Origin of the sequence: Azospirillum sp. CT11-132 (assembly GCF_047302835.1) — a bacterium.
GTDB lineage: Bacteria > Pseudomonadota > Alphaproteobacteria > Azospirillales > Azospirillaceae > Azospirillum.
Genome location: NZ_JBGLZA010000003.1, coordinates 2,631,309 through 2,657,761 on the forward strand (window position 1 = coordinate 2,631,309; position 26,453 = coordinate 2,657,761).

27 protein-coding genes are annotated in these 26,453 nt (G+C 69.0%); 13 read left to right on the top strand and 14 right to left on the bottom strand.

The window, feature by feature from the left end; translation table 11 throughout:
* Positions 1 to 10: 10 nt before the first annotated feature.
* A complete protein-coding gene (locus ACCD06_RS18395) occupies positions 11 to 1,939 on the bottom strand; it encodes a hypothetical protein (RefSeq protein WP_413342319.1) in 1,929 nt (642 codons plus the stop codon).
* Positions 1,940 to 2,190: 251 nt separating this feature from the next.
* Between ACCD06_RS18395 and ACCD06_RS18400 the strand changes: the two genes are divergently transcribed.
* The 10 genes from ACCD06_RS18400 to sigJ all read left to right on the top strand — a co-directional run bounded on the left by ACCD06_RS18400 (position 2,191) and on the right by sigJ (position 8,895).
* Positions 2,191 to 2,802: a PadR family transcriptional regulator gene (locus ACCD06_RS18400; protein WP_413342321.1), complete on the top strand. Its 612-nt coding sequence runs from the start codon at positions 2,191 to 2,193 to the stop codon at positions 2,800 to 2,802.
* A 20-nt stretch (positions 2,803 to 2,822) separates the two neighbouring features.
* Positions 2,823 to 3,116: a DUF2218 domain-containing protein gene (locus ACCD06_RS18405; RefSeq protein ID WP_413342323.1), complete on the top strand. Its 294-nt coding sequence runs from the start codon at positions 2,823 to 2,825 to the stop codon at positions 3,114 to 3,116.
* A 164-nt stretch (positions 3,117 to 3,280) separates the two neighbouring features.
* The gene (locus tag ACCD06_RS18410; protein WP_042701959.1) at positions 3,281 to 3,736 is read left to right on the top strand and encodes an RrF2 family transcriptional regulator; all 456 of its coding nucleotides are present in this window, start codon (positions 3,281 to 3,283) and stop codon (positions 3,734 to 3,736) included.
* A gap of 148 nt (positions 3,737 to 3,884) precedes the next feature.
* Entirely contained in the window at positions 3,885 to 4,844 is a 960-nt protein-coding gene (cysK, locus tag ACCD06_RS18415; protein ID WP_109150344.1) for a cysteine synthase A, read from the top strand.
* Between the two features lie 168 nt (positions 4,845 to 5,012).
* Entirely contained in the window at positions 5,013 to 5,810 is a 798-nt protein-coding gene (locus ACCD06_RS18420) for a hypothetical protein (RefSeq protein WP_413342326.1), read from the top strand.
* A gap of 85 nt (positions 5,811 to 5,895) precedes the next feature.
* Positions 5,896 to 6,684: a HesA/MoeB/ThiF family protein gene (locus ACCD06_RS18425; protein WP_413342328.1), complete on the top strand. Its 789-nt coding sequence runs from the start codon at positions 5,896 to 5,898 to the stop codon at positions 6,682 to 6,684.
* 33 nt (positions 6,685 to 6,717) lie between these two features.
* Positions 6,718 to 7,206, top strand: a complete 489-nt coding sequence (locus ACCD06_RS18430; RefSeq protein WP_413342330.1) for a DsrE family protein — start codon at positions 6,718 to 6,720, stop codon at positions 7,204 to 7,206.
* 16 nt (positions 7,207 to 7,222) lie between these two features.
* Complete coding sequence (locus ACCD06_RS18435; RefSeq protein ID WP_109150340.1) at positions 7,223 to 7,480, top strand: hypothetical protein; 258 nt, start codon at positions 7,223 to 7,225, stop codon at positions 7,478 to 7,480.
* Positions 7,481 to 7,564: 84 nt separating this feature from the next.
* The gene (locus tag ACCD06_RS18440; protein WP_413342333.1) at positions 7,565 to 8,017 is read left to right on the top strand and encodes a carboxymuconolactone decarboxylase family protein; all 453 of its coding nucleotides are present in this window, start codon (positions 7,565 to 7,567) and stop codon (positions 8,015 to 8,017) included.
* Positions 8,014 to 8,895, top strand: coding sequence for an RNA polymerase sigma factor SigJ (sigJ, locus tag ACCD06_RS18445; RefSeq protein ID WP_413342335.1), 882 nt, complete (start codon positions 8,014 to 8,016; stop codon positions 8,893 to 8,895). Before ACCD06_RS18440 ends, sigJ begins: the two co-directional genes overlap by 4 nt.
* 12 nt (positions 8,896 to 8,907) lie before the next feature.
* Here sigJ and ACCD06_RS18450 read toward each other — a convergent pair whose 3' ends face one another.
* From ACCD06_RS18450 to ACCD06_RS18465, 4 genes are all read right to left on the bottom strand, one after another.
* A complete protein-coding gene (locus ACCD06_RS18450; protein ID WP_085087689.1) occupies positions 8,908 to 9,282 on the bottom strand; it encodes a response regulator in 375 nt (124 codons plus the stop codon).
* A gap of 76 nt (positions 9,283 to 9,358) precedes the next feature.
* Positions 9,359 to 10,096, bottom strand: coding sequence for an HAD family hydrolase (locus ACCD06_RS18455; RefSeq protein WP_413342337.1), 738 nt, complete (start codon positions 10,094 to 10,096; stop codon positions 9,359 to 9,361).
* Positions 10,097 to 10,178: 82 nt separating this feature from the next.
* Positions 10,179 to 10,583, bottom strand: coding sequence for a hypothetical protein (locus tag ACCD06_RS18460; protein WP_413342339.1), 405 nt, complete (start codon positions 10,581 to 10,583; stop codon positions 10,179 to 10,181).
* Positions 10,584 to 10,778: 195 nt separating this feature from the next.
* Positions 10,779 to 11,210: a Fur family transcriptional regulator gene (locus ACCD06_RS18465; RefSeq protein ID WP_085090580.1), complete on the bottom strand. Its 432-nt coding sequence runs from the start codon at positions 11,208 to 11,210 to the stop codon at positions 10,779 to 10,781.
* A 383-nt stretch (positions 11,211 to 11,593) separates the two neighbouring features.
* On the opposite strand from ACCD06_RS18465, the gene ACCD06_RS18470 reads away from it, so the two are divergent.
* A complete protein-coding gene (locus ACCD06_RS18470; RefSeq protein ID WP_413342341.1) occupies positions 11,594 to 12,805 on the top strand; it encodes a sensor histidine kinase in 1,212 nt (403 codons plus the stop codon).
* Positions 12,806 to 13,003: 198 nt separating this feature from the next.
* Here ACCD06_RS18470 and htpG read toward each other — a convergent pair whose 3' ends face one another.
* From htpG to ACCD06_RS18505, 7 genes are all read right to left on the bottom strand, one after another.
* Positions 13,004 to 14,884 carry a molecular chaperone HtpG gene (gene htpG, locus ACCD06_RS18475; protein WP_413342343.1) on the bottom strand — a complete coding sequence of 627 codons (1,881 nt, stop codon included), beginning with the start codon at positions 14,882 to 14,884 and terminating at the stop codon, positions 13,004 to 13,006.
* Positions 14,885 to 15,041: 157 nt separating this feature from the next.
* On the bottom strand, positions 15,042 to 16,676 hold the full coding sequence (locus ACCD06_RS18480; RefSeq protein ID WP_413342345.1) for a hypothetical protein: 1,635 nt from the start codon (positions 16,674 to 16,676) through the stop codon (positions 15,042 to 15,044).
* A gap of 93 nt (positions 16,677 to 16,769) precedes the next feature.
* Positions 16,770 to 17,438 (bottom strand): glutathione S-transferase family protein, encoded by a 669-nt coding sequence (locus ACCD06_RS18485; protein WP_085087706.1) that lies wholly within the window; start codon positions 17,436 to 17,438, stop codon positions 16,770 to 16,772.
* 101 nt (positions 17,439 to 17,539) lie between these two features.
* Entirely contained in the window at positions 17,540 to 18,061 is a 522-nt protein-coding gene (locus ACCD06_RS18490; protein ID WP_247882676.1) for a GNAT family N-acetyltransferase, read from the bottom strand.
* Positions 18,062 to 18,138: 77 nt separating this feature from the next.
* Positions 18,139 to 19,383 carry a TAXI family TRAP transporter solute-binding subunit gene (locus tag ACCD06_RS18495; protein WP_413342348.1) on the bottom strand — a complete coding sequence of 415 codons (1,245 nt, stop codon included), beginning with the start codon at positions 19,381 to 19,383 and terminating at the stop codon, positions 18,139 to 18,141.
* A gap of 188 nt (positions 19,384 to 19,571) precedes the next feature.
* Entirely contained in the window at positions 19,572 to 20,066 is a 495-nt protein-coding gene (locus ACCD06_RS18500; protein ID WP_109073735.1) for a HupE/UreJ family protein, read from the bottom strand.
* A 100-nt stretch (positions 20,067 to 20,166) separates the two neighbouring features.
* Positions 20,167 to 20,706 carry a hypothetical protein gene (locus tag ACCD06_RS18505; protein WP_413342350.1) on the bottom strand — a complete coding sequence of 180 codons (540 nt, stop codon included), beginning with the start codon at positions 20,704 to 20,706 and terminating at the stop codon, positions 20,167 to 20,169.
* A gap of 348 nt (positions 20,707 to 21,054) precedes the next feature.
* Between ACCD06_RS18505 and ACCD06_RS18510 the strand changes: the two genes are divergently transcribed.
* Positions 21,055 to 22,500, top strand: coding sequence for a Y-family DNA polymerase (locus tag ACCD06_RS18510; protein WP_413342352.1), 1,446 nt, complete (start codon positions 21,055 to 21,057; stop codon positions 22,498 to 22,500).
* A 206-nt stretch (positions 22,501 to 22,706) separates the two neighbouring features.
* Here the strand turns inward: ACCD06_RS18510 and ACCD06_RS18515 are convergent, their stop codons facing one another.
* Complete coding sequence (locus ACCD06_RS18515) at positions 22,707 to 23,663, bottom strand: acetyl-CoA carboxylase carboxyltransferase subunit alpha (RefSeq protein ID WP_085087729.1); 957 nt, start codon at positions 23,661 to 23,663, stop codon at positions 22,707 to 22,709.
* Positions 23,664 to 23,855: 192 nt separating this feature from the next.
* On the opposite strand from ACCD06_RS18515, the gene ACCD06_RS18520 reads away from it, so the two are divergent.
* Positions 23,856 to 24,632, top strand: a complete 777-nt coding sequence (locus ACCD06_RS18520) for a class I SAM-dependent methyltransferase (protein WP_413342355.1) — start codon at positions 23,856 to 23,858, stop codon at positions 24,630 to 24,632.
* 153 nt (positions 24,633 to 24,785) lie between these two features.
* On the opposite strand, the gene aceB is transcribed toward ACCD06_RS18520, so the two are convergent.
* Positions 24,786 to 26,390, bottom strand: a complete 1,605-nt coding sequence (gene aceB / locus ACCD06_RS18525; protein ID WP_413342357.1) for a malate synthase A — start codon at positions 26,388 to 26,390, stop codon at positions 24,786 to 24,788.
* Positions 26,391 to 26,453: the final 63 nt, after the last annotated feature.

Here is a 26,453-nt window from a genome sequence, read left to right on the forward strand (position 1 = left end):
TGGAACGGCTCTAGAAACCGAACATATGGTCGAGGCTGAAGGCGCTGTCACCGGCAGCAAGGCAGCCATGGTAGCCGAACAGGCGGCAGGTGGTGTCGCGAATCAGCACATAGGCATGCTCGCCCGCCGCCAACCGTTCCGCTTCCGAAAACATCTCGTGATAGCGCCAGAAACGCGAGCCGCCGCAGGGGATCGCCAGCCGCTTGCGCGCCACTTCGACACCGTCGCGCCGCACCAGGATCAAGCTGGTGTCGGAGGTGTCATGCCACCGGGTCGAGGCAGGGTAGACGAGGTGGCAGAGCGTGTCCCACGGGTCGGTGCCCAGCCGCAGGAACAGGCGGGTCGACAGGCCGGGCGGGCGGCCATGGTAGCTCTGCGGCTCGTCGCGATAGACCATCGCCATGTTGAACATGTGGCTGCCGAAGCTGGTCTCCGCCACATGGCCGGTCGTTACGTCCTCGTAACGGACCAGTGCGTGCAGCCAGCCGTCGGCAATCGTTCCGGCTTCGAAATCATAGACCAGTTCGACATGGCCCCAGCCGTCAACGACGCTTTTGTCGGCGACCAGCCCGGTCACGTCCAGCGCCACGCTGTCGGAGCGCTTCAAGTTGCCGAAGCGGTGTTCGGCCACCGCGGCGCCGTTGCGGTCGTAGACCACCGCCTTCACCGGCAGTTCGGTCTGCGCCGTGCTCATCGGCGTCGGCAGCAGAATGGTGCGCCAGCGGCCCATGGGCAGCAGCGGCGCCGGCAGGATGTGGCCCTTACCGACGACGCCCTTGTCCATGGCGCCACCGGTCAGTTGCGGCAACTTGGGGTCGGGCTTCAGGTCGGTGCGCTCGACATTGGCATGGGCCATGCGGCGGCGGCCGTCGGCGGCGACGATCTCATAGCGCGGCCGGACGAAATGCTTGCCGGCCTGCACCTCGAACTGCTGGGGCCAGCGCGCCTCGGGGAACAGGCTGGCGACGTCCAGCTCGACGGTGGCGAAGGCCGGGACCGCCTGGTCGAGCCTGCGGATGTCGGCCGAGCCCATCAGGTTCAGGCCGACGGCACCGGCCGGGATCGGGGTCGGGTGGCTGTTCTGGATCCACAGGGTCACCCGCTCGCCCTCGCGCGGGGCGGGCAGGCCGGCATAGAGGTCGGCCGGCCAGGCGTTGGCGTCGTGGGTGCAGGACAGCACGCTGTCGTCGTCGCCATAGGTGTCGAGCGCGTATTTGACCACGTCATGCCCGGCGGCGCCGATGACGTGCAGGAACAGCGAGCCGCAGAAGTCGGACAGGTTGAAGCGCTCGCGCACCTGCCGGCTGTCGATCACCACGGTGCCGTCGGTCGGCGGCATCGGCTCCGTCCAGTCGGCGATGGGGCGGCCCTCGCCGTCGAACAGGCAGGCCCACAGCCGGGTGCCCTTGGCGCCGTAGCGCGGCCAGTAATTGGCCGACACCACGCGGGTGTGGTGGCCGTCGCCGTCGCGGAACCAGGCGAAGTTGGTCGCCCAGTTGAACTTGGACAGGTAGTGGCCGGGGTCGTTCAGCATGTCCTCCGGCACGCGCATGGCGTCGAGCGAAACGACGCCGGCCTGCTTCGGGATCAGATGCGCGATGTGGCCTTCCAGCCGCTGGGAATCGAAGGCGACGACGAAGACGGTGCGGGCGCCGCTGGACGGCAGGTCGGTCACCGGACGGGCGGCGTGGCCGAACACCTCGCGGCCGACCTGCTCCACGTCCTGGACATAGATCCCGCCGATGTCGATCGACGACAGGTCATAGAACTCCGCCAGCCCCGACAGCAGGCCCAGCGGGTCATAGACCGCCACTGGTCCGAAGGAGGCCAGCCGCGCGATCAGGATCGCGGCCTTGGGCGCCGCCAGCGGGTGGCCCACCGCCTTGAAGAAGCTGGAGCCGCCGGTGACGTTGGAAAAGGTCTCGATCCGAAGGGGCATGAGGACACACACACGCGAAAGCAATGCCAGGGCGTCGGTTATAGCCCCTTCGGCCGGGCGGGCGACAGAGATTTGCGGACCAACCCGATTTGTCCGGGGGCCGGGCGTCACCTGAGGGCCGCAGGGGCGCCGCATGGGGCGCCGAATGGGTCGCCGCCGGAGCGTCCACCCGAAAATCGCCTCTTGTCTAAGAGCGGGTTTCGATATATCTAAGTTTTCGTTATATCGAAACTGCATCAAGAGAGGGTTCCATGTTTCGGCATCTGTTTCACAATCACGGCCGCCGCTTCTCGCGTCCCGAGTTCGACGACGAGGCTCCGGAAGGGCGTGGCCGGCACGGGCGCCACGGTCACCGCGGCGGCTGGGAAGGCTGGGGCGGCCATGGGAAAGGCGGCCGGGGAGAACGGCGCATCTTCGACCATGGCGACCTGCGCCTGGTCCTGCTGTGGCTGATCGCGGAGAAGCCGCGCTCCGGCTACGACCTGATCAAGACGATCGAGGAGATGGTCGGCGGCGCCTACAGCCCCAGCCCCGGCGTCGTCTACCCGACGCTGACTCTGCTGGAGGAGCAGGGCCACATCCGGGTCGGCGCGACCGAAGGCAACAAGAAGCTCTACGAGATCACGCCGGACGGCACGGCGGCGCTGGCGGCGGCGGAGCCGACGGTGGCGGCGGTGCGCGAGCGCATTGCCCATGCCAAGGCCTGCCGCCAGCGTGAATCGTCGCCGCAGATCGTCCGCGCCGTCGAGAACTTCAAGATGGCCCTGCGGATGCGCCTGTCGCGCGGCGACCTGACGACGGAGCAGACCCAGGCCATCGCCGACATCATCGACAACGCCGCCCGCAGCGTCGAACGCATCTGACCGGACAGGAGACGATGACCATGGCCGCATCGACCGCGCGCATCGCGACGCCGAACGGGCGCCACTACATGACCCAGCTGTGCAAGCATTGGGCGCACAAGTTCGAGGTCACCTATGACGAGACCCAGGGCCTCGTCCCCTTCAGCCCCGACAGCCGCTGCCGCATGGCGGCCGACGACGCGGGGCTGACGCTGACCCTGGAGGTGGCGGAGTCCGGGCAGATGGAGCGGATGCAGGGGGTGGTGATTGACCATCTGAAGCGCTTCGCCTTCCGCGAGGATTTGGGCGAGGTGGCCTGGACACCAGTGGGGTGAGTGTGGGGTGAGGTGCATTTTCCCGAATCTGTCTGCGACAAATCCTGTTGAGAATTACCGCGTTGGCGGTGTAAAACGGCTCTTAACCAACAGGCGGGAATGGGAGAGAAGGCGGTTTCCCACCGCCGGGCCGCCCATGGACAGATCACCGGGAGTCGTTCGTGATGCTCCGCATCTCCAAGAAGCTGATGTTCGCCATCGAGGCGGTCCTCGACATCGCCTATAACGCGGGCACCGAGCCGGTGCAGTCGGGGGAGATCACCCGGCGCCAGGGCATCCCGAAGCGCTATCTGGAACAGGTGCTGCAGCAGCTGGTGCGTGAAGGCGTGCTGGCCGGGGTGCGCGGCCCGCGCGGCGGCTACCGGCTGGCGCGGGAACGGCGGCGCATCACGCTGGGCGAGATCGTCAAGGTCGTCCGCGCGATGGAGACCGCCACCGATCCGATCGAAGAGCCGGCCGGCTCCGTGCTGGGCCATCAGGTGGTGCGCCCGCTGTGGGGTGAACTGCAGGAAGAGTGCATGGCGAAGCTCGACACCATCACCATCGAGGATCTGTGCATGCGCGCGCGCCGCGCCGGGGTGGAGAGCGAGACCGAGGACCGCATCGACTTCACCATCTGACGCCCTGATGTGGTGCCACGGCTGACTCGCTGGGGGTCGTTCGGACGGCCCGGCAGCACCACTTCCTGTTTGACAGGGTCCCGGGGCTGGATAATGCTCCACTTGTGGTGTTGAACTTACTTATAACACAAATCTCAGAGGTGGAATCATGGCTGCACCGGAGTTCCGCGGCAAGATCTACGACAGCATCCTCGACACGATCGGCGCCACGCCGCTGGTGCGGCTCGACCGTCTCGCCGCCGAGGCGGGGGTGAAGGCCCAGATCATCGGCAAGCTGGAGTTCTTCAACCCGCTGGCCAGCGTCAAGGACCGCATCGGCCGCGCCATGATCGAGGCCGCCGAGGCCGCCGGCACCATCGCCCCCGGCCGCACGACGCTGGTCGAACCCACCTCCGGCAACACCGGCATCGCGCTGGCCTTCGTCGCCGCCGCCAAGGGGTACAAGCTGATCCTGACCATGCCGGAAAGCATGTCGGTGGAGCGGCGCAAGATGCTGAAGCTGCTGGGCGCCGAACTGGTGCTGACCCCGGCGGCGGAGGGCATGAAGGGCGCCATCCGCAAGGCGGAGGAGATCCTGGCCGCCGACCCGAACGCCTATCTGCTGCAGCAGTTCAAGAACGCCGCCAACCCGGCCGTCCACCGCGCCACCACGGCGGAGGAGATCTGGAAGGACACCGACGGTCAGGTCGATTTCCTGATCTCCGGCGTCGGCACCGGCGGCACGCTGACCGGCACCGCCGAGGTCATCAAGGCGCGCAAGCCCTCCTTCAAGGCGGTGGCGGTGGAGCCGGAGGACAGCCCGGTCCTGTCCGGCGGCATGCCCGGCCCGCACAAGATCCAGGGTATCGGCGCCGGCTTCGTGCCGGAAATCCTGAAGAAGGAGCTGATCGACGAGGTGGTGCGCATCTCCAACCAGCGCGCCTTCGAGACCGCCCGCGACGTCGCCCGCCTGGAAGGCGTGCCGGTCGGCATCTCGTCCGGCGCGGCGCTGGCCGCGGCGCTGGAGATCGGCGCCCGTCCGGAGAATGCCGGCAAGCAGATCGTCGTGATCCTGCCGTCCTTCGCCGAACGCTACCTGTCGACCGCCCTGTTCGAAGGGCTGGAGTAACACTGCGCCCGTGCGGGTGGGGGCGATCCTTGCCCCCCACTCGCAGCTTCGGTTCGCAGCTTGGCGGCGAAATTCCGGCCCGAAATTTGACGGAATTCGCCCTTTCGGCTAATCTTCCCGGTGACCGCACCGCCGTTCCGTCCGTGCCGCCGCCGGGGAGTGACCGCCATGACGGATATTACCGCCGCCACCTACGTTCCGAACCTGTCGAGCAGCGCCTTCTCCCAATTGAAGGGGAAGACGACCAAGATCGGTTCGGACGGTGCCAACGCCGACACCCAGACCTTCACGGTCAGCAAGTCCGGCGAGTTCAATTTCAAGATCAACAACACCTTCACCAACGTCGAGATCCGCAACGACCGCAACGAGGTGGTGACCACCATCCGGTCGAAGGAATCGGCGGCGGACGCCAGCGCGCGGCTGGGACCCGGCACCTACACGGCGACCTTTTCGCAGGCCAACCGGGCCGCGGGCGTGCGCGACTATTCGATGGACGTCACGGAGCGGCAGAACGTCCTGGTGACCGGCGGCGGCGCGACCTTGAAGGGCACTGCCCAGCCATCCGGCAACGGCGATACCGGCATTCAGAAGCACACCTTCAACGTCGTGCAGGGCGGCACCTTCACCGCCGACATCTCGCTGCCCAACACGCGCTGGGCGATGATGGACAAGGACGGCAAGGTGGTGGCCGCCAGCGACTCCGGAAAGCCCGACGCGCAGCAGACCTTCCTGCAGAAACCGACCTACAAGCTGGAACCCGGTCAGTACACCATGGTTGTGGTGCCGCCGTCCGACCTGAAGAGCCCGACCGATTTCCGGCTGAGCTTCGTCCCGCGCAATCCGGACCTGACGGAAAGCGGCCTCAACCAGGAAAGCGCCATCCAGAAGACGCTGCGCGAACGGCAGGACCGGCTGCGCCAGTGGGCGTCGGAAGCGAAGCCCACGACCTCCTCGACAAAGGCCTAGCGGTTTCCGGCGGCACTGCCGGCCTGCGGAAAACGCGGCATCGAATGTTGCTGCAACGGCGCGTCCTTGCGCTATGCTGCGGGCCATGGACTTCACGGATACCCAGCTTCACCGCTATTCCCGCCACATCGTGCTGCCGGAAGTCGGCGGCATCGGCCAGGAAAAGCTGTTGCGTTCCAAGGTGCTGGTCGTCGGTGCCGGCGGCCTGGGCGCGCCCCTGCTGCTCTATCTGGCGGCGGCCGGCGTCGGCACCATCGGCATCGTCGACGACGACACGGTCGACCTGTCGAACCTGCAGCGTCAGGTGATCCACGACGAGTCGTCGCTCGGCCGCCCGAAGGTGGAGAGCGCCGCCGCCCGCATCCGGGCGCTGAACCCGGATGTCCGGGTCGAGACGCACCGGACGCGGATCAGCCGCGACAACGCGATGGAGCTGATGGCCGGCTATGATCTGGTCGCCGACGGATCGGACAATTTCGCCACGCGCTTCCTGCTGAACGACGCCTGCTTCCTGGCCGGCAAGACCCTGGTGTCGGCGGCGATCCTGCGCTTCGACGGGCAGTTGACCACCTTCAAGGCGCATCTGGGCGCGCCGCACCCCTGCTATCGCTGCCTGTTCCCGGAACCGCCGCCGCGCGGCGCCGTGCCGTCCTGCTCGGAAGGCGGGGTGCTCGGGGCGCTGGCCGGCTCCGTCGGTTCGCTGCAGGCGACGGAGGTGCTGAAGGAACTGCTGGGGCTGGGCGAGAGCCTGTCGGGCAGCCTGCTGATGATGGACACGCTCTATGCGTCCTATCAGCGCATCTCCATCAAGCGGGATCCCGACTGCGCGCTTTGCGGCGATCATCCGACGATCCACGACCTCTCCGCCCATTGACGGGCGCCACGGCAACGACGGGAGGCGGCCATCATGTCCACTGCCCTGCCTGAAACCATGTCTATGACGGGAGCCGGCGGCACGTCGGCCCTGTCTATCGTCTTATTCGCCGGCGGCTTCGACCGCGTCCATTACGCGCTGGTGATGGCCAGCGCCGCGGCGGCCACCAACCGCAAGGTCACGCTGTTCTTCACCGGCCGCGCCCTGCGCGCCCTGGTGCATGAGACGGAGCCGGGGGTGCTGGGCTGGCACGATCTGGACCCGGCCGACGACGGCAGCACGCCGGTGGCGCGCGACCGCTATTTCGCCACCCACGGCCTCGCCACCTTCGAGGAGCTGCTGGAGGCCTGCGTCGCCATGGGCGTCACGGTGATGGCCTGCGAGATGGGGCTGCGGGCGCTGGGGCTGCCGCCGGGCGTCTCGCTGCGAGCCGACGTGCCGGTCGCCACCGGCGGAGTCGTCACCTTCCTGAACCATGCGTCCGGCGGGGCGCCGGGCGGCGGCGCCATGCTGTTCATCTGAGATGGCTGGAACGGGCATGAGCGACAACCGCGAGATCCTCGACCTCGCCAACCGGTTCGAGTCGATCGCCACCGACGGGTTCGAAGGGCGCCCCTACCGGCCGGCGCTGTCCGACCTCGCGACCCGTGTGCGGGAGCGACCGGGCATGGCGCCGCGCGTCGCCCATGCGCTTGGGATCATGATCCAGCTGATCGGCGAGAGCGATCCCGAGGGGCGGTTCGCCGCCAAGATCGCCATCCTGCGCGAGGCGGTGGGGCTGCTGAGCGACGCCTGAGCCAAGTGCAAGGCAGCCATGCGTCACGCTGGAGATGTGTGCCCCGTCATGGGTGCGATGACACTCCAAACGAGGATGAACACCATGGCTTTCCGTTTCACCGTCGCCGCCGATGCTCCGTCCCTGTACGCCACGCTGTTCGCCACCGCCAAGGCCATCCGCGGCAGCGGCCTGCCGACCGGGCTGGTCCACCTGATCGACCTGCGCGTGTCGCAGATCAACGGCTGCGCCTATTGCATCGACCTGCATACCAAGGAGGCCCGCCACGACGGCCAGTCGGAAGAGCGCATCGCCGCCCTTGCCGAGTGGGAGCGGTCGGACCTGTTCCTGCCTGACGAGCGCGCCGCCTTCGCCTGGGCCGAGGTGCTGACCCGCACCCAGCATGATCGCATCGACGACGCCTACCGGGCGCTGCAACGCCATTTCAGCGCCGAGCAGATCGCCCAACTGACGGTGACGGCGGCGCAGATCAACGCCTGGAACCGCATCGGCATCGCCCAGCATATCGAGGGCACCGCCGTCGGGATGGCGGCGTGACGGCGCTGGCCGACCCGGATACCGCGCTCGCCGCCTTCGCGGGCGAGCGGGCGCGGCTGCGCGCCTTGGCCTACCGGCTGCTCGGTTCGGTGGCGGAGGCGGAGGACGCGCTGCAGGACGCCTGGCTGCGCTGGTCCGCGGTGGCGCCCGGCAGTGTTGGGTCGGCCCCCGCCTTTCTGACGACGCTAGTGACGCGGCTGGCGCTCGACCGGCTGCGGTCCGCCCGCGTGGCGCGGGAGCGCTATTACGGGCTGTGGCTGCCCGAGCCCGAGGTCGCCGGTTGGGATGACGGGTCGGAGGACGGAGCGGAGTCCGAGTCGGTGCCGATGGCGATGCTTCTGCTGCTGGAACGGCTGGCGCCGGACCAGCGGGCGGTCTTCGTCCTGCGCGAGGCCATGGATCTGGATTACGCGGAGATCGCAGGCATGCTCGGCAAGTCGGTCGAGGCCTGCCGCCAGATCATGCGGCGCGCCCGCGCCCGGATGGCCGAGCCGTCCGCCGCGATGGCCGATCCGGATGCCGGGCGCCGTCTGGCCGCCGCCTTCGCCGAGGCCAGCGTGCGGCGCGACTATGCCGCCATCGTCGCCCTGCTGTCCGACGACGCCCAGTGGCTGAGCGACGGCGGCGGGATGGTGCGGACGGCGGTCAAGCCGCTGTTCGGTGCCGACCGCATCGCCCGCTTCCTGATCGGCGTCCAGCGCAAGCGCGCCGTCAGCTTCCGATTCGTGCCGGTGCGGGTCAATGGCGGGCCGGGGCTGCTTGCCGAACTGAGCGGGTCGTTCCGCAGCGTGCTGGCCTTCGACGTTGCTGACGGCCGGATCCTGCGGGTCTATCAGGTGGCCAACCCGCAGAAGCTGGAGCGGGTGCGGAGCTTTTAAGCTGTCCGGTTTTTAGCCTGCCGCCTCGTCTAGCCAGCGGTCGAGCGCGGTCAGATCGACCGGGCGGGGCAGGATCGGGAAGGGCAGGTTCGGCATCCGCGGGCCGGTCATCAGGATGCGCGTCTGCGGATAGAGCATCGCCGCAAGCGCCGCGGCGCGGTCGCCCTCGTCGCCCTCATGGTCGAGCGGCAGCAATGCCACGACCGGCGCCTCCGCGCCGATGAGGGTCAGGGCCTCCAGCGCATCGGCGGTCTGCGAGACCTGGAAGCCGCGGCCGGACAGATGGCCGGCCAATGCCTCGCGCTGGATGCGGTCGGCATCGGCGACCACGGCGCGGCGCCCGCCGTAACCCGGCATCCGGATGTCCGCTTCGATGCTGAAAGCCACGTTTCCCCTCCGTCCATCATGTTTTTGTTATGGACGGAGGGAGTATGCGGGCGGGTGGGCGGGTTGTAAACGGCCGCTACCTGTGGTTCGACCTTCGTCGAATACGGACCACTTCGCCCTTGTGCATCAGCGCCAGCATCGGCAGGTCGCTGGGATGGTTGCCATAGCCCCAGGTGGCGGCGACCGGGCCGTTGTCGGCGATCCAGCCGGTCACCCGCTCCGCCTTGTCCAGCCGCACGCAGTTGGCGGTGCTGAGCCGGCCGGTCAGCGTGCCGTCCACCACCTCCATGCCCGTCGCCAGCAGGTCGTCCACCTCCAGCTCGCGCAGCAGCGCCGGCATGTAGAGGTCGAGCGCGCCGGTGGCGACCACCACGCGGCGGCCCTGCCGGCGATGATCCTTCAGCACGTCGAGCATCGGCTGGTGCCAGCGCACGCGCGGGATCATCCGCTCCGCCGCGGCCAGCGCGTCGGCCACCGGCAAGCCGCGCAGGGTGCGCTTCAGGTAGATCGCCTTGACCGAGCCCGGAAAATCGCAGCCCGGCCCGCGGCCGCGGACATGGCGGTGCAGGGCCGACCGGATGGCGTCGGCCAGCGCCAGGGCGGCGCGGCGCCGGCCGATCACCTCGCCGACGAACATCGGCAGGCTGTCGCCATGGATCAGCGTTCCGTCGAAGTCGAAGAAGGCCACGCCGGCCGGCCCGGAAACCAATGGCCCGGAAACCGGCGAATCGGGAGCCGTCGCCAGCAGCGGCGCGGGCGGCGTGAGGCTGATCCGGGGCTCGATGCCGCGGGGCGGAACGGACGTCGTTTGCATGACCATGGTTATCCGGCCGCCGCGGGGCGGCAGGCAAGGATTTTCAAGCGGACTCCGGCCAAGCCGGCCCCGGCAGAGCCGATCAATGCAGCATGGTGGGGCCGCAGGGCGTTTCGAAGAGCGGTCCGTCCTCCGCGCCATCCTCCGACCCGTCGCCGGATGCGAAGTCCGGCCCGGCGGTGTCGTCCACCTCCTCCAGCTGGGCGATCAGGTCGCCTGACGCTTCCTCCAGCCCGGCCTTGACGGCGATCAGCAGGTTGATGATCTCGCCATTGTCCTGCTCCAGGCTGCGGACCCGCTCTTCCAGCCGGTCGATGCGGCGCAACAGCAGGTCGGACAGGCGGTCCAGCCGTTCGAGGACGGGGTCGGGACCCGAGCCTGCGGCGTTGGCTGCGGTCTTGGGAATGTCCGGCCCGGCCGTGCTTGGCGGGCTTTCGGGCCGGGCGTCGGGGCGTCGGTCTTGGCGATTGTCGGGACGATCATCCATGGTGCGGCCGGTTCCGGTCAGTGAGGTTTGCTCCTCGCCTAACCTTGGGCCAGCGGCCGGCAAGGTCCAGCCCGGCACCCGATGCACCCCGCAAGCGATGGCTGCCTGACCCGCCCGTCACGCGTGTGGAGATTCCGGGGAAGGGAGAGTCAGCCGGCACCCCTTGTGCGCATCGCCAGCAAGTTCCGTATACAGTTAAGACTCAGATTTGTCAGTGCGGCGTTTGCGCGGAACACCGTACAGTTCCAACCGATGGCCGATCAGGTCATAGCCAAGTTCGCGGGCTATGCTTTCCTTCAGCCGTTCCATTTCATCGTTGGTGAACTCGATCACTTCTCCTGAGTCGACATCGATCAGATGGTGGTGATGATCGGTTCTGGTCTCTTCGTAGCGTGCACGGCCGTCACCGAAATCAAGCCGGTCGATGACGTGCGCCTCCTCGAACAGCCGCATCGTGCGATAGACCGTGGCGATGGAAATGCGCGGGTCGATGGCGGATGCACGGCGGTGCACTTCCTCCACATCGGGGTGGTCCGTCGCCTCCGACAGCACGCGCGAGATCACGCGGCGCTGGTCGGTCATCTTCAATCCCTTCTTCACGCACAGTTCTTCAAGGCGCGAGGGCATGGACATCCCCTGTATTCCTGTCTTTGTTTGATGGGCGACGCTTCGCCCCTCCGGTCTCCCTGATCCCCGGGACGCCAGCACCAAACGCCGACCGGACGTTCCATCCCGGCCGGCTCTTCGCGGCACCCCGAATATCCGAGCAATATACTGTGTTTCGGACGCATTCTCAAACACCCACGCCCCCGCCGGACGGCCGAGCGGAAGATGCTTTGCCGGCCAAAGCCATAGTACTTTCAGGCTATCGTTCGGCGGGGACGGATGGTTGGAACGGAAACCAATTGCTCATAATCCCCTGCTAGGTTTTGTCGGACGGAGCGCCGTGCAGTCCGGGACGGCGCCTGATCGGACGTGACCATGCCGGATGGGGAGGGGGAGGAGCCGCAATGAAGCCATTCGATGTCCCGCCTCCCGTCCTGAAGAATCCGGCGGAGCCGGCCATGGACGAGCCTGCCTTCACCGCCGCGGGGCTGGCCGTTCCGGTGCCGCCGCTGACCCTGGACCAGGAGTGTGACGCCGCGCTCGCCCGCTTCCAGCGCCAGCCGGAGCTTGCCGCCCTGCCGGTGGTCGACGGCGACGGCCGCGTCGCCGGGCTGCTGGAGCGTGGCCGGCTGCTGCCGGACGGCGGGGGAGAGGGGGGTGGCCGGCGGCTGGTCTCCGCCGCGATGGATCCGCATCCGCTGCTGATCGAAGGGGCGACCCCGCTGGCGGAGATCGGGCGACGGCTGGCCAAGCTGAAGCCCGCGGCGCTGGTGACGGGATTCCTGGTGGCGGAGCAGGGCCGCTATCTCGGCGTCGGCACGGTGACCGGGCTGATGGCGCGCTCGGCCGAACAGACGGAACTGCGCGCCCGCCAGTTGGAGGAGGCGCGCCGGCAGGCCGAACAGGCCATCCGGGCCAAGACCGCCTTCCTCGCCAACATGAGCCACGAGATCCGCACGCCATTGACCGCGATGATGGGCTTCGCCGAGTTGCTGGAGCAGGAGGTGCTGGGGCCGCACGCCATCCCGCTCTATCGCGAATACGCCCGCGACATCGCCGAGAGCGGCCGGCACCTGATGGAGCTGATCAACGACCTGCTCGACCTGTCCAAGGCCGACGCCGACCGGTTGGAACTGGTGGATGGCACGGTGGACGTGGTGCGGGTGACGATCGGCACGGCGCGGCTGCTGGCCGAGCGGGCGTCGCGCCATGGCGTGAGCATCGCCACCGAGGTGCCGCTGGACCTGCCGCCGCTGCGGGCGGACGAACGCAAGCTGCGCCAGATGCTGCTGAACCTGCTGTCCAACGCGGTGAAGTTTACCCCGATCAATGGCGTGGTGACGCTCGGCGCCCGCATGGCGTCGGATGGCGCGTTGTGGCTGTCGGTGCACGACACCGGCATCGGCATGACCGGGGAGGAACTGGGCAAGGCGCTGGAGCCCTGGGGGCAGGTGGACAGCGCGCTGGCCCGCAGCCAGATCGGCACCGGCCTGGGACTGCCGCTGACCAAGCGCCTGATCGAACTGCATGGCGGTCGCCTGGACGTCGTCAGCCGCCGCGACGAGGGCACCACCATGTCGCTGGTCTTCCCGGCCGAGCGGGTGGGGCGGGGGTAGAACGGAAAAGCCCCTATCCCGCATTGCCCTCTCCCGTCCCGGGAGAGGGAGGGGACCCGCCGAAGGCGGGGAGGGTGAGGGGTGATCCAAAGATCCCGAACCGCAGGGCTTCGTGCCTAACCCCTCACCCTTCCCATGCTCCGCATGGGCCCCTTCCCTCTCCCGGGGCGGGAGAGGGAAACCGTTGCAGGTCGAACCTTACGCCAGACCCTTCTCCATCGCGCTTGCCAGACGGCGGGCGAAGGCGGCGGGGTCGGGCAGGGCCTCGCCTTCGACGATGCGGGCCTGGTCGAGCAGCAGCCAGGCGGCATCCTCCAGCGCGTCGGTGGCGCCGGTGCCCTTGGCCCGTTCGGCCAGACGCTTGATCAGGGCGTGGGACGGGTTGATCTCCAGGATGCGCTTGCCGACCTCGCCGTTCAGCTGCTTGTGCTGCTTCAGCAGGCGTTCCAGGTGCATGTCCATATCGTTGTCGTCGGCCACCAGACAGACGGCGCTGTCGGTCAGGCGTTCGGACTTGCGGACATCCTTCACCGCGTCGGACAGGGTCAGCTTCAGCAGGGCCAGCAGGTCGGTCAGCTCGCCCTCCGGCGTCTTCTCCTCCGGCTTCTCGGCCTCTTCGCCCTTGATCTTGCCGAGATCGGCGCCGCCGCGGGTCACCGACTTGAAGGGCTTGCCGTCATAGACGCCGACCGACGGCATCCAGAACTCGTCCACCGGGTCGGTCAGCAGCAGCACCTCGACGCCCTTGGCCTTGAAGCCTTCCAGCTGCGGGCTGCGCAGCAGGGTGTCGATGTCGTCGCCGCTGATGGTGTAGATGGCGTCCTGGCCCTCCTTCATGCGGGCGACATACTGCTCCAGCGAGACGAGTTCCTCGCCGGCGGTGGTGCGGAAGCGCAGCAGCTTCAGCAGCTCGTCCCGGTGCTCGTAGTCCTCGTAGAGGCCTTCCTTCAGCACCGCGCCGAAGTTCTCCCAGAAGCTGTCGTATTCGGCCGCGTTCTCGGTGTCCTTGGCCTTCTTCGACAGTTCCGACAGGACGCGCCGGGTAATGCCGGCCTTGATCTTGGCCAGCATCGGGTTGTGCTGCAGCATCTCGCGGCTGATGTTCAGCGGCAGATCCTCGCTGTCGACCACGCCGCGCAGGAAGCGCAGGTAGGGCGGGATCAGCCCTTCAGCCGCGTCGGTGATGAAGACGCGCTTGACGTACAGCTTCACCCGGTGAGCGCGCTTGGGGTCGAACAGGTCGAAGGGCTTGGTCGAGGGCACATAGAGCAGGTTGGTGTATTCCAGCGCCCCTTCTGCCCGCCAGTGCAGGGTCAGCCACGGATCGTCGAAGGCGTGGCCGACATGGTGGTAGAATTCCTTGTACTGGTCGGCGGTGATCTCCGACTTCGACCGGGTCCACAGGGCCGACGCGCTGTTCAGCGCCTTGGCCTCTTCGCCCTCGCCGAACAGGATCGGGATGGCGATGTGGTCGGAATATTTGCGGACGATGCCGCCGAGACGGGCTTCGTCGAGATACTCGTCGTCGCCTTCGCGCAGATGCAGAACGATCTTGGTGCCGCGCGACAGGCCATCGGTCTCGGCGATGGTGAACTCGCCCTTGCCGTCGGATTCCCAGCGCCAGCCGGTGGCCTCGCCGGCCTTGCGGGTCAGCACGGTGACCTTGTCGGCGGCCATGAAGGCGGAATAGAAGCCGACGCCGAACTGGCCGATCAGGTTGACGTCCTTCTTGCCGTCGCCCTTCTCCGCGCCTTCCAGCGACTTCATGAAGGCGGCGGTGCCGGAGCGGGCGATGGTGCCGAGATTCTCGACCAGATCCTCACGGTTCATGCCGATGCCGTTGTCGGCGACGGTCAGGGTCCGCGCGTCCTTGTCGACCAGCAGGCGGACCTTGAGGTTCGGATCGTCGGCCGAGAGTTCGGGCTGGGTCAGCGCCGCGTAGCGCAGGCGGTCGCAGGCGTCCGACGCGTTGGAGACCAGTTCGCGCAGGAAGACTTCCTTCTCGCTGTAGAGCGAGTGGGCGACGATGTCGAGCAGACGGCTGACCTCGGCTTGAAAACTGAGCCGTTCCTCGGTCATGGGGGCACCTTCGTTGGTTTTGCACGGGTGGGCGTCAAGACGGCGGAGATATGTGAAAGCGTCTCCGCCGTTCAAGAGGCTTGTGGCGTGCAACCGCGGGAGGTGTGCGGCGGGGTGTCGCGGGGGGGGGGCGACGGCCCCCCCACCGCGCGCCCCCTTACTTCTTCTTCTTCGGCTGTTCCGCCGGGGCCGGGGCCGGTTCGCCGCCGCCGGCCAGCAGCGGGGTCATGTCGGCGCCGTTCAGCAGGAGCTGGCCGGCCTCCGTCACCTCGAACTTGTAGCTGCGGACATCGGCGCCGGTGTCGTCCTTGCCGGCCTGACCCATGGCCTGGACCATCGCCAGACCGCCCAGCAGGTCCTGGGTCTCCTTGTCGGGCTTGGCGCCCGGCGCCGGCTGCATCGCCTTCACCGCGGCGTCGATGCCGCGCAGCAGGACGGTGGCGCCGCCGGTGACGCCGAAGGCGGCCTGGGTGGCGACCTTGACCGCGCCGGTGGCGGTGCCGGCCGTCGCCGGGGTGTCGAGGTTCAGCGCGTCGATCCGCAGCTCCGTCCCGGCCTCGCCCATGGCGGCCATCGCCTGCTGCATCACCATCTCGGAGGAGGGCGGCGGCGGGGCGGCCTTGGCCTTGGCGCCCTTCTTCGGCTGGGTCTCTTCGGCCTCGGCGGCCTTGGCCAGCTCGGTGAAGGCCTTCCACAGGGCGCTGTTCGGCAGCTTGGCGACCGACAGCTTCATTTCGAAGGCGCGCGGGGTGAAGGCGGCGGGCGCCGGCGACGGCGTCATGGAGAAGTCGCGCGCCTCCATGCCCATGCTGACTGTCGACATCGCCTGGTCGAGGTCGGTCAGGCCGCTGCGGAAGGCGAGCTGGCCGAGAGAGACCTGGGTGCCGTCCTCGGGATTGACGAAGGACAGGTTGGACAGGCGCATCGCGCCGCTGATGCCGCCGAACATCCCCTGGAGCTTCGGCAACAGTTCCGCGCTGGTCGGCGCCACGCCCTTGGCGGCGGTCTGTTCCGACAGCTTCTGCAGCGCGCTGACCTTGGTCAGGTCGACCCGGGTGTAGGTGGCCTCGGCGGTGACCCCGCCGATCTTGACCAACTCCTTCTTCTTCTCGTCCTGCACCGACAGGCCGCCGAAGGCGAAGGCGGCCGGGCCGCTCCACAGGGTGGCGCCGCCGGTCCCCGCCTCCGGCTTCAGGTCCTGGACCATGGTCATGGAGGCGACGGAAATCTTGCCCTTGCCGTCGGCGGCGCTGACCGCAATGTCGTTGTAGGCGGCATCGACGGCCAGCAGCGTCTCCAGCGCACCCGACCAGGTGCTGGTGAAGGACTGCTTGCCGATGGAGATGGTGGCGGCGTCGACATACTCGTCGTTGTCGTCGAGGTTCTGCACCTTGATCGCGCTGGGCAGCGTGATCGCCACGCCATACTGGCCGTCGTCCTTTGGCGTCACCGACAGCAGGACGGTGCCGATGTCGAACAGCGTGCCTTCGGCATCCTCGGCCGACAGGCGGGGCAGGGCGACGTCGTAATGGTCGCCAGCCGGCTTGACGGTGGGCTCGCCCTGCCATTCGAAGCCGACGCCCTCGCCATCCTCGCTGGGCGGCGGGAACCAGCGGGGCAGGTCTTTCTTCAACGAGGCGGCGAGCGCCTTGGCCCCGGCGTCGTCGACGGCGGGGGCGGCCTGGACGGGCGACCAGCCGGCGACCAGCGCCAGCATGCCGCCGGCGATCAGGGCGGGCCTCAGGGAACGGACCGGCAGGGCCGGGACGGGCGAAAGACGGCTGAGACGCATCGAGGAACTTCTCCCAGGTACGATTTGGGAGCACGTTAAGCTTGATACGCGAGGCCGGTCCATGCCCCTGATGGGCCAAAACCCAAGAGGCGGTTAAAAATCCAGGTCGGCGTAGTGCTTGGGCGGCGGGCAGCCGGTGATGTTGTCGGCCAACAGGGCGCGGAAGCTGGGACGCGACTTGATCCGGGCGTACCAGTCCTTGGCCTCCGGACTGCGGTCCCACGGCACGTTGTCGATATAGTCCAGGCAGGACAGCTGCGCAGCGGCGGCGATGTCGGCCAGGGTGAAGACCGACCCGGCCAGCCACGGCCGCCGTTCCGACAGGAAGGCGATGTAGTCGAGATGATAGGTGACGTTGGCCAGCCCGGCGCGAATCGCCGGGGCGAAGGGGTGGCCCTGGCCGGACAGCCGCTTGATCAGCTTCTCGCCCACCAGATTCTCGGTCACCTCGCGGTCGAACTTGTTCAGGAACCAGTCGGCGACCCGCCGCACCTCCGCCCGCGCCGCGATCTCGCGCGGCAGCAGGGGGGTGTCGGGATAGGCCTCCTCCAGATATTCGATCACGGCGAGGCCGCCGGCGACGACCGTCCCGTCCTCCTCCACCAGAACCGGAACCTCGGCGGCCGGGTTCAGCTTCAGGAAATCGGTGCGCCGTTCCCATGGCCTTTCGACCACGGGTTCGAAGGGCAGGGCCTTCTCGGCAAGCATCACGCGCGCGGTGCGCGACAGGGCGTGGATCGGGTGGTGGTACAGGGTTCGCATGGCGGCGCGACTTTACCGCAACGCCGCAAAGGAAAACAGCCTGCGCATCCGGGCCTGCGGGTCTCGTTGGGGGTGGGTCGGCGGGGCAGGCGGCAAGCGGTTCACCCCATCCGCGACAGGCGGTAGAGCACCAGCGTGTCCGGCTGGTCGGAGGGGGGAGCCACCGGCGTCCAGCCGTTGCGTTCGTAGAAGGCGCGGGCGGCGGCGTTGCGGGCGGCGCAGGCCAGCTCGACCGGGTGGGGGCCGCCGCGCAGCAGGGCCAGCGCCTCGCGCAGCAGGGCGGAGCCGATGCCGCGCTTGTGCCATCCGGGGTCGATGAACAGGTTGTGGATGACGCCGGCCTGGGGATCGAGCGAGACGAAGCCGACCACCGTCCCGGCCCCGGTCCCACCCTCGGCCGCCTCGGCGACCAGCACCGCATCCTCGCGCACGCAGTCGTAATAATCGTCCAGCCCGAAGCGGTCGGCGGGTTGCCAGGAGAAGGCCTGGCGGCGGCCGTGCAGGAAGATCTCGGCACAGCGTTCGGAGTCGGCGCTGCGGGCGGAACGGATCGCGATGCGCACCCCTTCCCCGGCCGGCATGCCTTCCTCCTTCTGCCCGTTGCGCCCGATCCTGAGGATCAACCGGATCTCCGGTCAGAGTATTCCACCGGCGGGGCGTCCGGGAACGGTCCTTTCGTCCTGTCCGGAGAATGGAGCGTTCAGCGCGTCGCCTTGTCCCCGGCCGCCTTCCCGGTGGCGGTCTTTTCGGCAGGGGCCTTCTCGGCAGGGGGCTTCTCGGCGGGAGGCGTGTCGGCGGGGGGCTTCCCGTTCACGGCCTTCTCGCCGGCGGCGGGGGTGGTGTCCGTGCCGGTCCCGCCGGTGGGCGCCCGTGCCGGTTCGTTGGCGGCGTTGCCGAGCAGGCCGGCCTCGCGGTAAAAGCGCTCCGCCCCCGGATGCAGGGGAACCGAGACGTTGGCGACCGCACGGGCGGGATCGAAGTTGCGGCCCTGCGGGTGGCCTTCGGCCAGGACGCGGCGGGTGTTCTCGTGCCACAGCGCGCGGACGATGCCATAGATCAGGTCGGGATCGCGGTCGGCGCGGGTCAGCAGCTCCGCCCCCAGGCTGAGCGTCGGGGTGGGGGCGCTGCCGGGGTAGGCGTTGGCGGGGATCTCGTGCTCGATGTAGAAGCGCTGGGTCCGCAGCAGCCGGTCGGCGGGCTCGCCGTCCAGCGGCACCAGCCGGATCGGCACCCGCGCCGCCACGTCGGCGACCGCCGCCACCGGATAGCCGCCAACCATGAAGAAGCCGTCCAGCTCGCCCTTCGCCAGCCGGTCGGCCGCCATGCCGGGCTTCAGGTAGAGCGGCGTGATCGTGCTTTCCGACAAACCGTAGGCGTCCAGGATCAGCCGCGCCTCCACCAGCGTGCCGGAGCCCTCCTCGCCCAGCGAGATGCTGCGGCCCTTCAGGTCGGCCATGCGGTCGATGAAGCCGTCGGAGCGGACGACGACCTGGATCGCCTCCGCATAGAGCATGCCGAGCGAGCGCAGTTCGGCGAACGGGCGCTTGCCGGTGAAGCTGCCGGTGCCGCTGTAGGCCCAATAGGCGACGTCGGCCTGGGCGAATCCGGCCTCCACCGTGCCGGCGCGCAGCATCTCGACATTGTCGACCGAGCCGTTGCTGGCCTGCGCCACCACGATCAGGCCGGGAATGCCGCAGCTTCCCCCCTTGTCGCAGGGGCGGGAGCCCGGCGGGTTGGAGATGGCGTTGGCGATCAGCCCGCCGATCGGAAAATAGGTGCCGGCGGTGGTGCCGGTGCCGATGCGGAAATAGCGCAGATCCTGCGCGGCGGCAGGGTCACTCAGCAGCAGGCCGGCGGACGGCAGCAGCGGCGCCAGCGCCACCCCGCCCAGCAGGCGGCCCAGCAGACGGCGGCGGGTCAGGGCGGACGTCTGGGGGGCGGACATGCCGGGGCCGTCCCGAAGTCCCGGTGAGGGGAACCCCGGCGGGGTAAGGCAGGCTTTGGCGACTGCGCGGGGCACCGGGGCGTTCCGTTCGTCTGGCCCGTTGGTCCCGGAAGGGAGGGGCGGGGCGGGAAGGAGGGGCGTGTCTTCAAAGATTTCCGCGCAACCCCGTCATTTCAAGGCGCAACCGGTCAAATCACGCCGACGAGGTCAAGAACGCCGGCGACTGCTACCGCACCGCCACACAGCCGCACCGCGCGCTCCGACTCGGCCTGCGTCACCGCGACCGACAGCCCCAGCCCGCCGCAGGCGACCAGCATCAGCCCGGCGGCGAAACCGGCCCAATAGAGCGGCGGTCCCTGGTGGGCATGGCCGTGGAACACGGCAGCGACCGCGGCGATCAGCACCGCCAGCACGGCGGGCGCCCGCACCCCCAGCGCCACCAGCGACCCGACCACCAGCAGCGAGGCGGCCAGTCCCGGCCCGGCATAGGGCAGCCGAACCCCCATCTGAGCGGCGAAGCCGGCCGCCAGCGCGGCGGTCACGGCGGCGGCCGGCACCTGCCACACCGCGGTGCCGCCGGTTTGCCCCGCCCACATGCCGATGCCGAGGATGCCCAGCAGATGCTGCAGCACCCACACCGGCGTGGTCAGCCCGGTGCCGAAGGCCCCCGTCAGCGTCGTCATGCGCCCGCATCCCCCATCCCGTATCGGTCCGGCAGCCGGTATGGCGGCTGAGGCGGGGCGGGGTCAAGCGGTCAGGCTCCAGGTCGGGGAGGGGAGAAGGCTACCGCGCCAGCGGGTCGCCCCACTGCCGCAGGTCGTTCTCGCGCTTCATCAGATCGCGCTGGCCCAGCGGGTCGAGCCGTCCCATGGCGTCGTCGGTGCGCATGCGGTCGACCTCCGGCCGGATCAGGTCGCGCTTGAAGGCGTCGGTGGCGCTCTGGGACGAGGGCGGCGGCGGCACCGGGATCGGACGCGGCGGCTGGGGCAGGACGGCCGGGTCGGGCGGGGGCGACGAACTGCCGCGGCGGCGCTTGGGTGGCGGCCGGTCGGTGTCTCCCGAGTCGCGGCGTGCCTGCGGCTCTTCGGCCTGCCGGGCCTGGGGAGCGGGCTTCGAGTCGGCGCGCGACTGCTCCGCCTGGATCTGGCTCCAGGTCCGCCGCTCCCCGCCGCCGGGAATCACCGTCTGCTCGTGGATCGGCGGAAAGGCCTGGGCACGGCCGGGCATGTCGTCGCGCAGGTCCGGCTGCGCGCAGGCGCCGGCCGCCAGCAGGAAAGCCAGCGGAGCCAGACGGCGGGCGAGGGGCGGGAGATGTGGGGTCATTGATGGAATGTCGGCACTGCTGATCGTTTCGGCAAGATGACCCCAAAGGAGGGACTCGCCTCAAAGCCAAGCCAGCGCTAGATTGTTCTTTGTTTGTTCTGGATTGTTGGTTCTCGTATGACGCACTTGTCCTCACACCCCGGCGTTTCCCCCTCTCCCCCCCGGGGAGAGGGTCGGGGTGAGGGGGATGCATCTCAGGATTTCCCCAAAAGTCCCGCCACGCCACCCCCTCACCCTAACCCTCTCCCCGGGGGGGAGAGGGGAACGTGGAATGGTGGAGAGAGAAGCCGCCGCCGCATCCTCGCCCTGTGGCTCCCACGCCTATCCACCGACGCGCGGGAGCGGCTCATGCCGCCGGAGTTGCGCGCCCGTCCCCTGGCCCTGCTGCGGACGGAGCGCCAGCGGCGGATGGTGGTGGCGGTCAACCGGGCGGCGGCGGTGCTGGGCATCGTTCCCGGCCAGACCCTCAGCGATGCCCGCGCGCTGGAACCGGCGCTGGAGGTGGCGGAGGCGACGCCGGAGGCCGATTCGGCCCTGCTCGGCCGCATCGCCGACTGGGCGCGGCGCTACAGCCCCTGGACCGCGGCGGACGAGCCGGACGGGGTGGTGATCGACATCACCGGCTGTGCCCACCTTTTCGGCGGCGAAGCGGCGCTGGCCGCGGATTTGACCGGGCGGCTGCGCACCGCCGGCTTCGCCGCCCGCGCCGCCATCGCCGACACCCCCGCCGCCGCTTGGGGGCTGGTGCGGTTCGGCAGCCCGGAAGAGCGGAAGCGCGAGGCGCTGGACGGTCTCCCGCTTGCCGCCCTGCGGCTGCCGGCGGAAACGGTGGAGGGGCTGCATGCGCTGGGCCTGCGCCGGATCGGCGACCTGCATGCCATGCCGCGGGCGGGGCTGGCCGCAAGGTTCGGGGGCAGGTTGCTGCAACGCTACGATCAGGCCTTCGGCCGGCTGGACGAGCCGATCTCGCCGCGACGGCCGGTGCCGGACCACCGCGAGCGCCTGACCTTCGCCGAACCGATTTCCACGCCCGAGTCGATCGCCGGGGCGCTGCGCCATCTGCTGGGCCGGCTGTGCAAGGGGCTGGAGGCGGCGGGGCAGGGGGCGCGCCGGCTGCGGCTGGACGCCCACCGCACCGACCAGCGGGTGGATGACGAGCCGCAGAGCCTGTCGCTCGGCACCAGCCGCCCGACCCGCGACCCGGCGGCGCTGGCCCGGCTGTTCACCCCGATGCTGGAGCGGATCGAGCCGGGGCCGGGGCTGGAGACGCTGGTGCTGTCGGCGACGGAGACCGGGCCGCTGTCCGCCGTGCAGACCGGCATGGATGGGGAGGAGGTTGACGGTGGATTGGCAGAACTGGTGGACCGGTTGACTCTGCGGCTGGGGGAGCGGGCGGTGCTGCGGTTGGTGCCGCGGGAAAGCTGGCTGCCGGAACGCTGCGTGGCGCCGCATCCGCCGCTGGAGAGTTTGCCGCCGCCGAAGCCCTGGCCGGCGGGACAGCCGCGCCCGTTGCGCCTGCTGACCCCGCCCGAACCGGTGGAGGCCACCGCCCCGCTGCCCGACGATCCGCCGCTGCAATTCGTCTGGCGCGGCGTGCGCCACCGCGTCAGCCGGGCCGAGGGGCCGGAGCGGATCGAATGCGAATGGTGGCGTGGGGAAGGATCGCTGGGGCTGGCCGTGCGCGATTACTACTGCGTGGAGGATGGCGACGGCCGCCGTTTCTGGCTGTTCAGGGCCGGGCTGTACCGGCCGGGGGAGACCCCGCGCTGGTTTCTGCACGGGTTTTTGGGGTGAGGGTGGTGGGGAATGGAGAAGTTAGACCCCCACCCTAACCTCCCCCGCTCTCAGCGGACCTTCGGTCCGCCTGCCGCGTCAGCACAAAGCGTAGCTTTGTGCGAGAGCTGGGCGGGGGAGGGGATAAGTGCTTAAGCGGGAAAGCAGCGGCAGTCCCTCCCCCGCCCAGCGGGGGAGGCTAGGTGGGGGCAACACGGACCAGGAACTTACCCCAGCCCCTTCTGCCCCATTTCCAGGAACTTCTCGCGGCGCTTGGCGCGCAGGGTGGCGCCGTCCAGGCCGTCCAGCTCGCCCAGCGACTCCTCGATGCAGTCGCCCAGCTTCTTGATCGTCTCGGCCGGGTCGCGGTGGGCGCCGCCGATCGGCTCGCTCACCACATGGTCGATGACGCCCAGTTCCTTCAGGTCCTGGCTGATCAGGCGCAGCGCGATGGCCGCCTCGCCCGCCATGTCGGAACTGCGCCACAGGATCGACGCGCAGCCTTCCGGCGAGATCACCGAGTAGATGGCGTGTTCCAGCATCAGCACGCGGTCGGCGGTGGCGATCGCGATGGCGCCGCCCGAGCCGCCCTCGCCGATCACCGAGGCGACCATCGGCACGTTCAGCCGCAGGCAGCGCTCGATGCTCTTGGCGATGGCCTCGGCCTGGCCGCGCTCCTCCGCCTGGACGCCGGGGAAGGCGCCGGCGGTGTCGACCAGCGAGACGACCGGCAGCTTGAAGCGGTCGGCCAGATCCATCAGGCGCTGGGCCTTGCGGTAGCCTTCCGGCTTCGCCATGCCGAAATTGTGGCGGACGCGCGATTCGGTGTCGTTGCCCTTTTCCTGGCCGATCACCACCACGGACCGGCCGCGGAAGCGACCGAGCCCGCCGATGACCGCGCGGTCCTCGGCGAAATGGCGGTCACCGGCCAGCGGCGTGAAGTCCTCGATCAGGCCGTTCACATAGTCCAGGCAGTGCGGCCGATTGGGGTGGCGGGCCACCTGAACCTTCTGCGCGGGCGTGAGCTTGGCGTAGGTCTGCCGCAGGAGCTTGTCGACCTTGGCCTGCAGCTTGGCGACCTCGTCGGCGATGTTGATGTCGCCGGCGTTGGTCAGGTGCCGCAACTCCTCGATCTTGCCTTCAAGCTCGGCGATCGGCTTTTCGAATTCCAGGAAGGTCTGCATGCCGGACACGGGTGGTTGGCGAGGCGCACAAAAAAGCGCGCGCTTGGTAGCACGCCCGGCGCGCCTGCGCCACAGCGGAAAGATGCGGGACAGCCTGGGAAGGGTTCCGCGACGAACCCACAGGGTTTATCCTTAACCGCCGGGAAATTCCAAGCCTAATCGTTGCCCGGATCGTGCAAGGCGGATCGCTGCATGCCCTCATTCCCCCAATCCTTCCCCCAATCCTTCAAGGACCATTTTTCCGGCCATGCCGGCGATTACCGTGCCTTTCGTCCGACATATCCGCCCGGTTTGGCCGCCGCCCTGGCCGATGCGGCGCCGGCCCGCGAGCTGGCCTGGGATGTCGGTTGCGGCAACGGGCAGTTCTCCGTTTCGCTGGCCGACCACTTCGCGGCGGTCCACGCCACCGACGCCAGCGCGGAACAGATCGGGCAGGCGGAAGCGCATCCGCGGGTTCGCTATGCCGTCGCCCCGGCGGAGGACAGTGGATTGCCCGACGGCTGCTGCGACCTGATCGTCGCGGCGCAGGCGGCGCACTGGTTCGACTTGCCACGCTTCTATGCCGAGGTGCGGCGGGTGGCGAAGCCGGGGGCGGCGGTGGCGCTGGTCTGCTATGGCCGGCAATGGCTCGACCATCCCATGCTGGATCCGGTGGTGGAGCGGTTCCACAACGGCACGCTGGGACGGTATTGGCCGGCCGACCGCTGGAAAGTGATCGGGGGCTATCGCGGCATGGAGTTCCCGTTTCCGGAGCTGCCGGTGCCGCCGCTGGCGATGGAGGCGGTTTGGACGCTGCCGCGGCTGCTTGGCTACATGAACACCTGGTCGGGGGTGAAGGCGGCGACCAAGGCGCTGGGGCGCAACCCGCTGGAGGACTTCGCGGAGCAGATCGCGCCGCTGTGGGGCGATGCCGAAGCCGAGCGGCGGATCCGCTGGCCGCTGACGGTTCGGCTGGGAAGGGTGGAGTAGGCGTCGGCTTCGAATGCCCCCACCCTGACCCTCCCCCCCAGGGCGGGGGAGGGGACTGCCGCCGCTCTGCAAATCCTCCCTCCCCTGCCCAGCGGGGGAGGGAGGGGACCCATGCGCAGCATGGGGAGGGTGGGGGCAAACGGGCGAGGACCCTTACGCCCCCTCCGCCACCACGCGCTCGTAGGCCGGCAGGGTCAGGAAGTCGGTGAAGTCCTCGCGCGCGACCAGATCGCGGAACAGCGACGCGGCGTCGGCGTAGCGGCCCTTGGCGTAGGTGTCGGCGCCGACGCGGGCCTTCCAGGCCGACAGCTCCTCGGCAATCACGCGGTCGACGAGGTCCAGCGTCACGGCCTGCCCGTCGTCCAGCGCCGTGCCGGTGTGGACCCACTGCCAGACCTGGGTGCGGCTGATCTCCGCCGTGGCGGCATCCTCCATCAGGTTGAACAGCGGGACGCAGCCCTGGCCGCGCAGCCACGCCTCGATATAGCCGATGCCGACCGCCACGTTGTTGCGCAAGCCCCCCTCCGTCTTCGGCCCGGCGGGCACCGCCAGCAGGTCGGCGGCGGTGACGGTCACGTCGGTGCGCTTGCGGGCGATTTGGTTCGGCGTCGGCATGTAGGCGTCGAACACCTCGCGCGCCACCGGCACCAGGGCGGGATGGGCGACCCAGGTGCCGTCATGGCCGTTGGACGCCTCGCGCTCCTTGTCGGCGCGCACGCGGGAGAAGGCGGCCTCGTTGGCTTCCGGGTTGTCCTTCACCGGGATGAAGGCGGCCATGCCACCGATGGCCGGCGCGCCGCGGCGGTGGCAGGTCTTGACCGCCAGCTGGCTGTAGGCCGACAGGAAGGGGGTGGCCATCGTCACCTCCGCCCGGTCGGGCATGACGGCGGTGGGGTCCTTCCGGAACTTCTTGATGAAGCTGAAGATATAGTCCCAGCGGCCGCAGTTCAGGCCGGCGGAATGCTCGCGCAGCTCATAGAGGATCTCGTCCATCTCGAAGGCGGCGAGGATGGTCTCGATCAGCACCGTCGCCTTGATCGAGCCCTGCGGCAGGTGGAGATACTCCTCCGCCACCAGGAAGACCTCGCGCCACAGCCGCGCCTCGAAATGGCTTTCCAGCTTGGGCAGGTAGAAGTAGGGACCACTGCCGCGCGCCAGCAGCTCCTTGGCGTTGTGGAAGACATGCAGGCCGAAGTCGAACAGCGCACCGGAGATCGGCTCGCCGTCCATCAGCACATGGCGCTCCTCCAGATGCCAGCCGCGCGGCCGGACCTTCAGCACCGCCGGCTGGTCGTTGAGGCGGTATTTCTTTCCGCTGGCCGGGTCCTCGTACGAAATGGTCCGGCGCACGGCGTCGCGGATGTTGATCTGCCCCTCGACCAGATTGGTCCAGGTCGGGCAGGTCGCATCCTCGTAATCGGCCATGAACACCTTGGCGCCGCTGTTCAGCGCGTTGATGACCATCTTGCGGTCGACCGGGCCGGTGATCTCCACCCGGCGGTCGAGCAGGTCGACCGGCAGCGGGCTGATGGTCCAGTCGGCCTCGCGGATCGCACGGGTTTCCGGCAGGAAATCGGGCTTGTGGCCCTGGTCGAGCAGCGCCTGCCGCTTGGTCCGCACGTTCAGCAGCCGCAGCCGTTCGCTGCCGAAGCGCCCCTCCAGCTCCGCCAGGAAGGCCATCGCCTCCGGCGTCAGGATTTCCTCGAAACCGGGCTTGATCGGACCGCGAATCTCGAGACCGGACATGCTGGTGGCCATCGTGCTGCTCCCCTTCCCGTATCGTAATGAACCGCTCTGCGACGGTTGAGGACCCGGTATAGC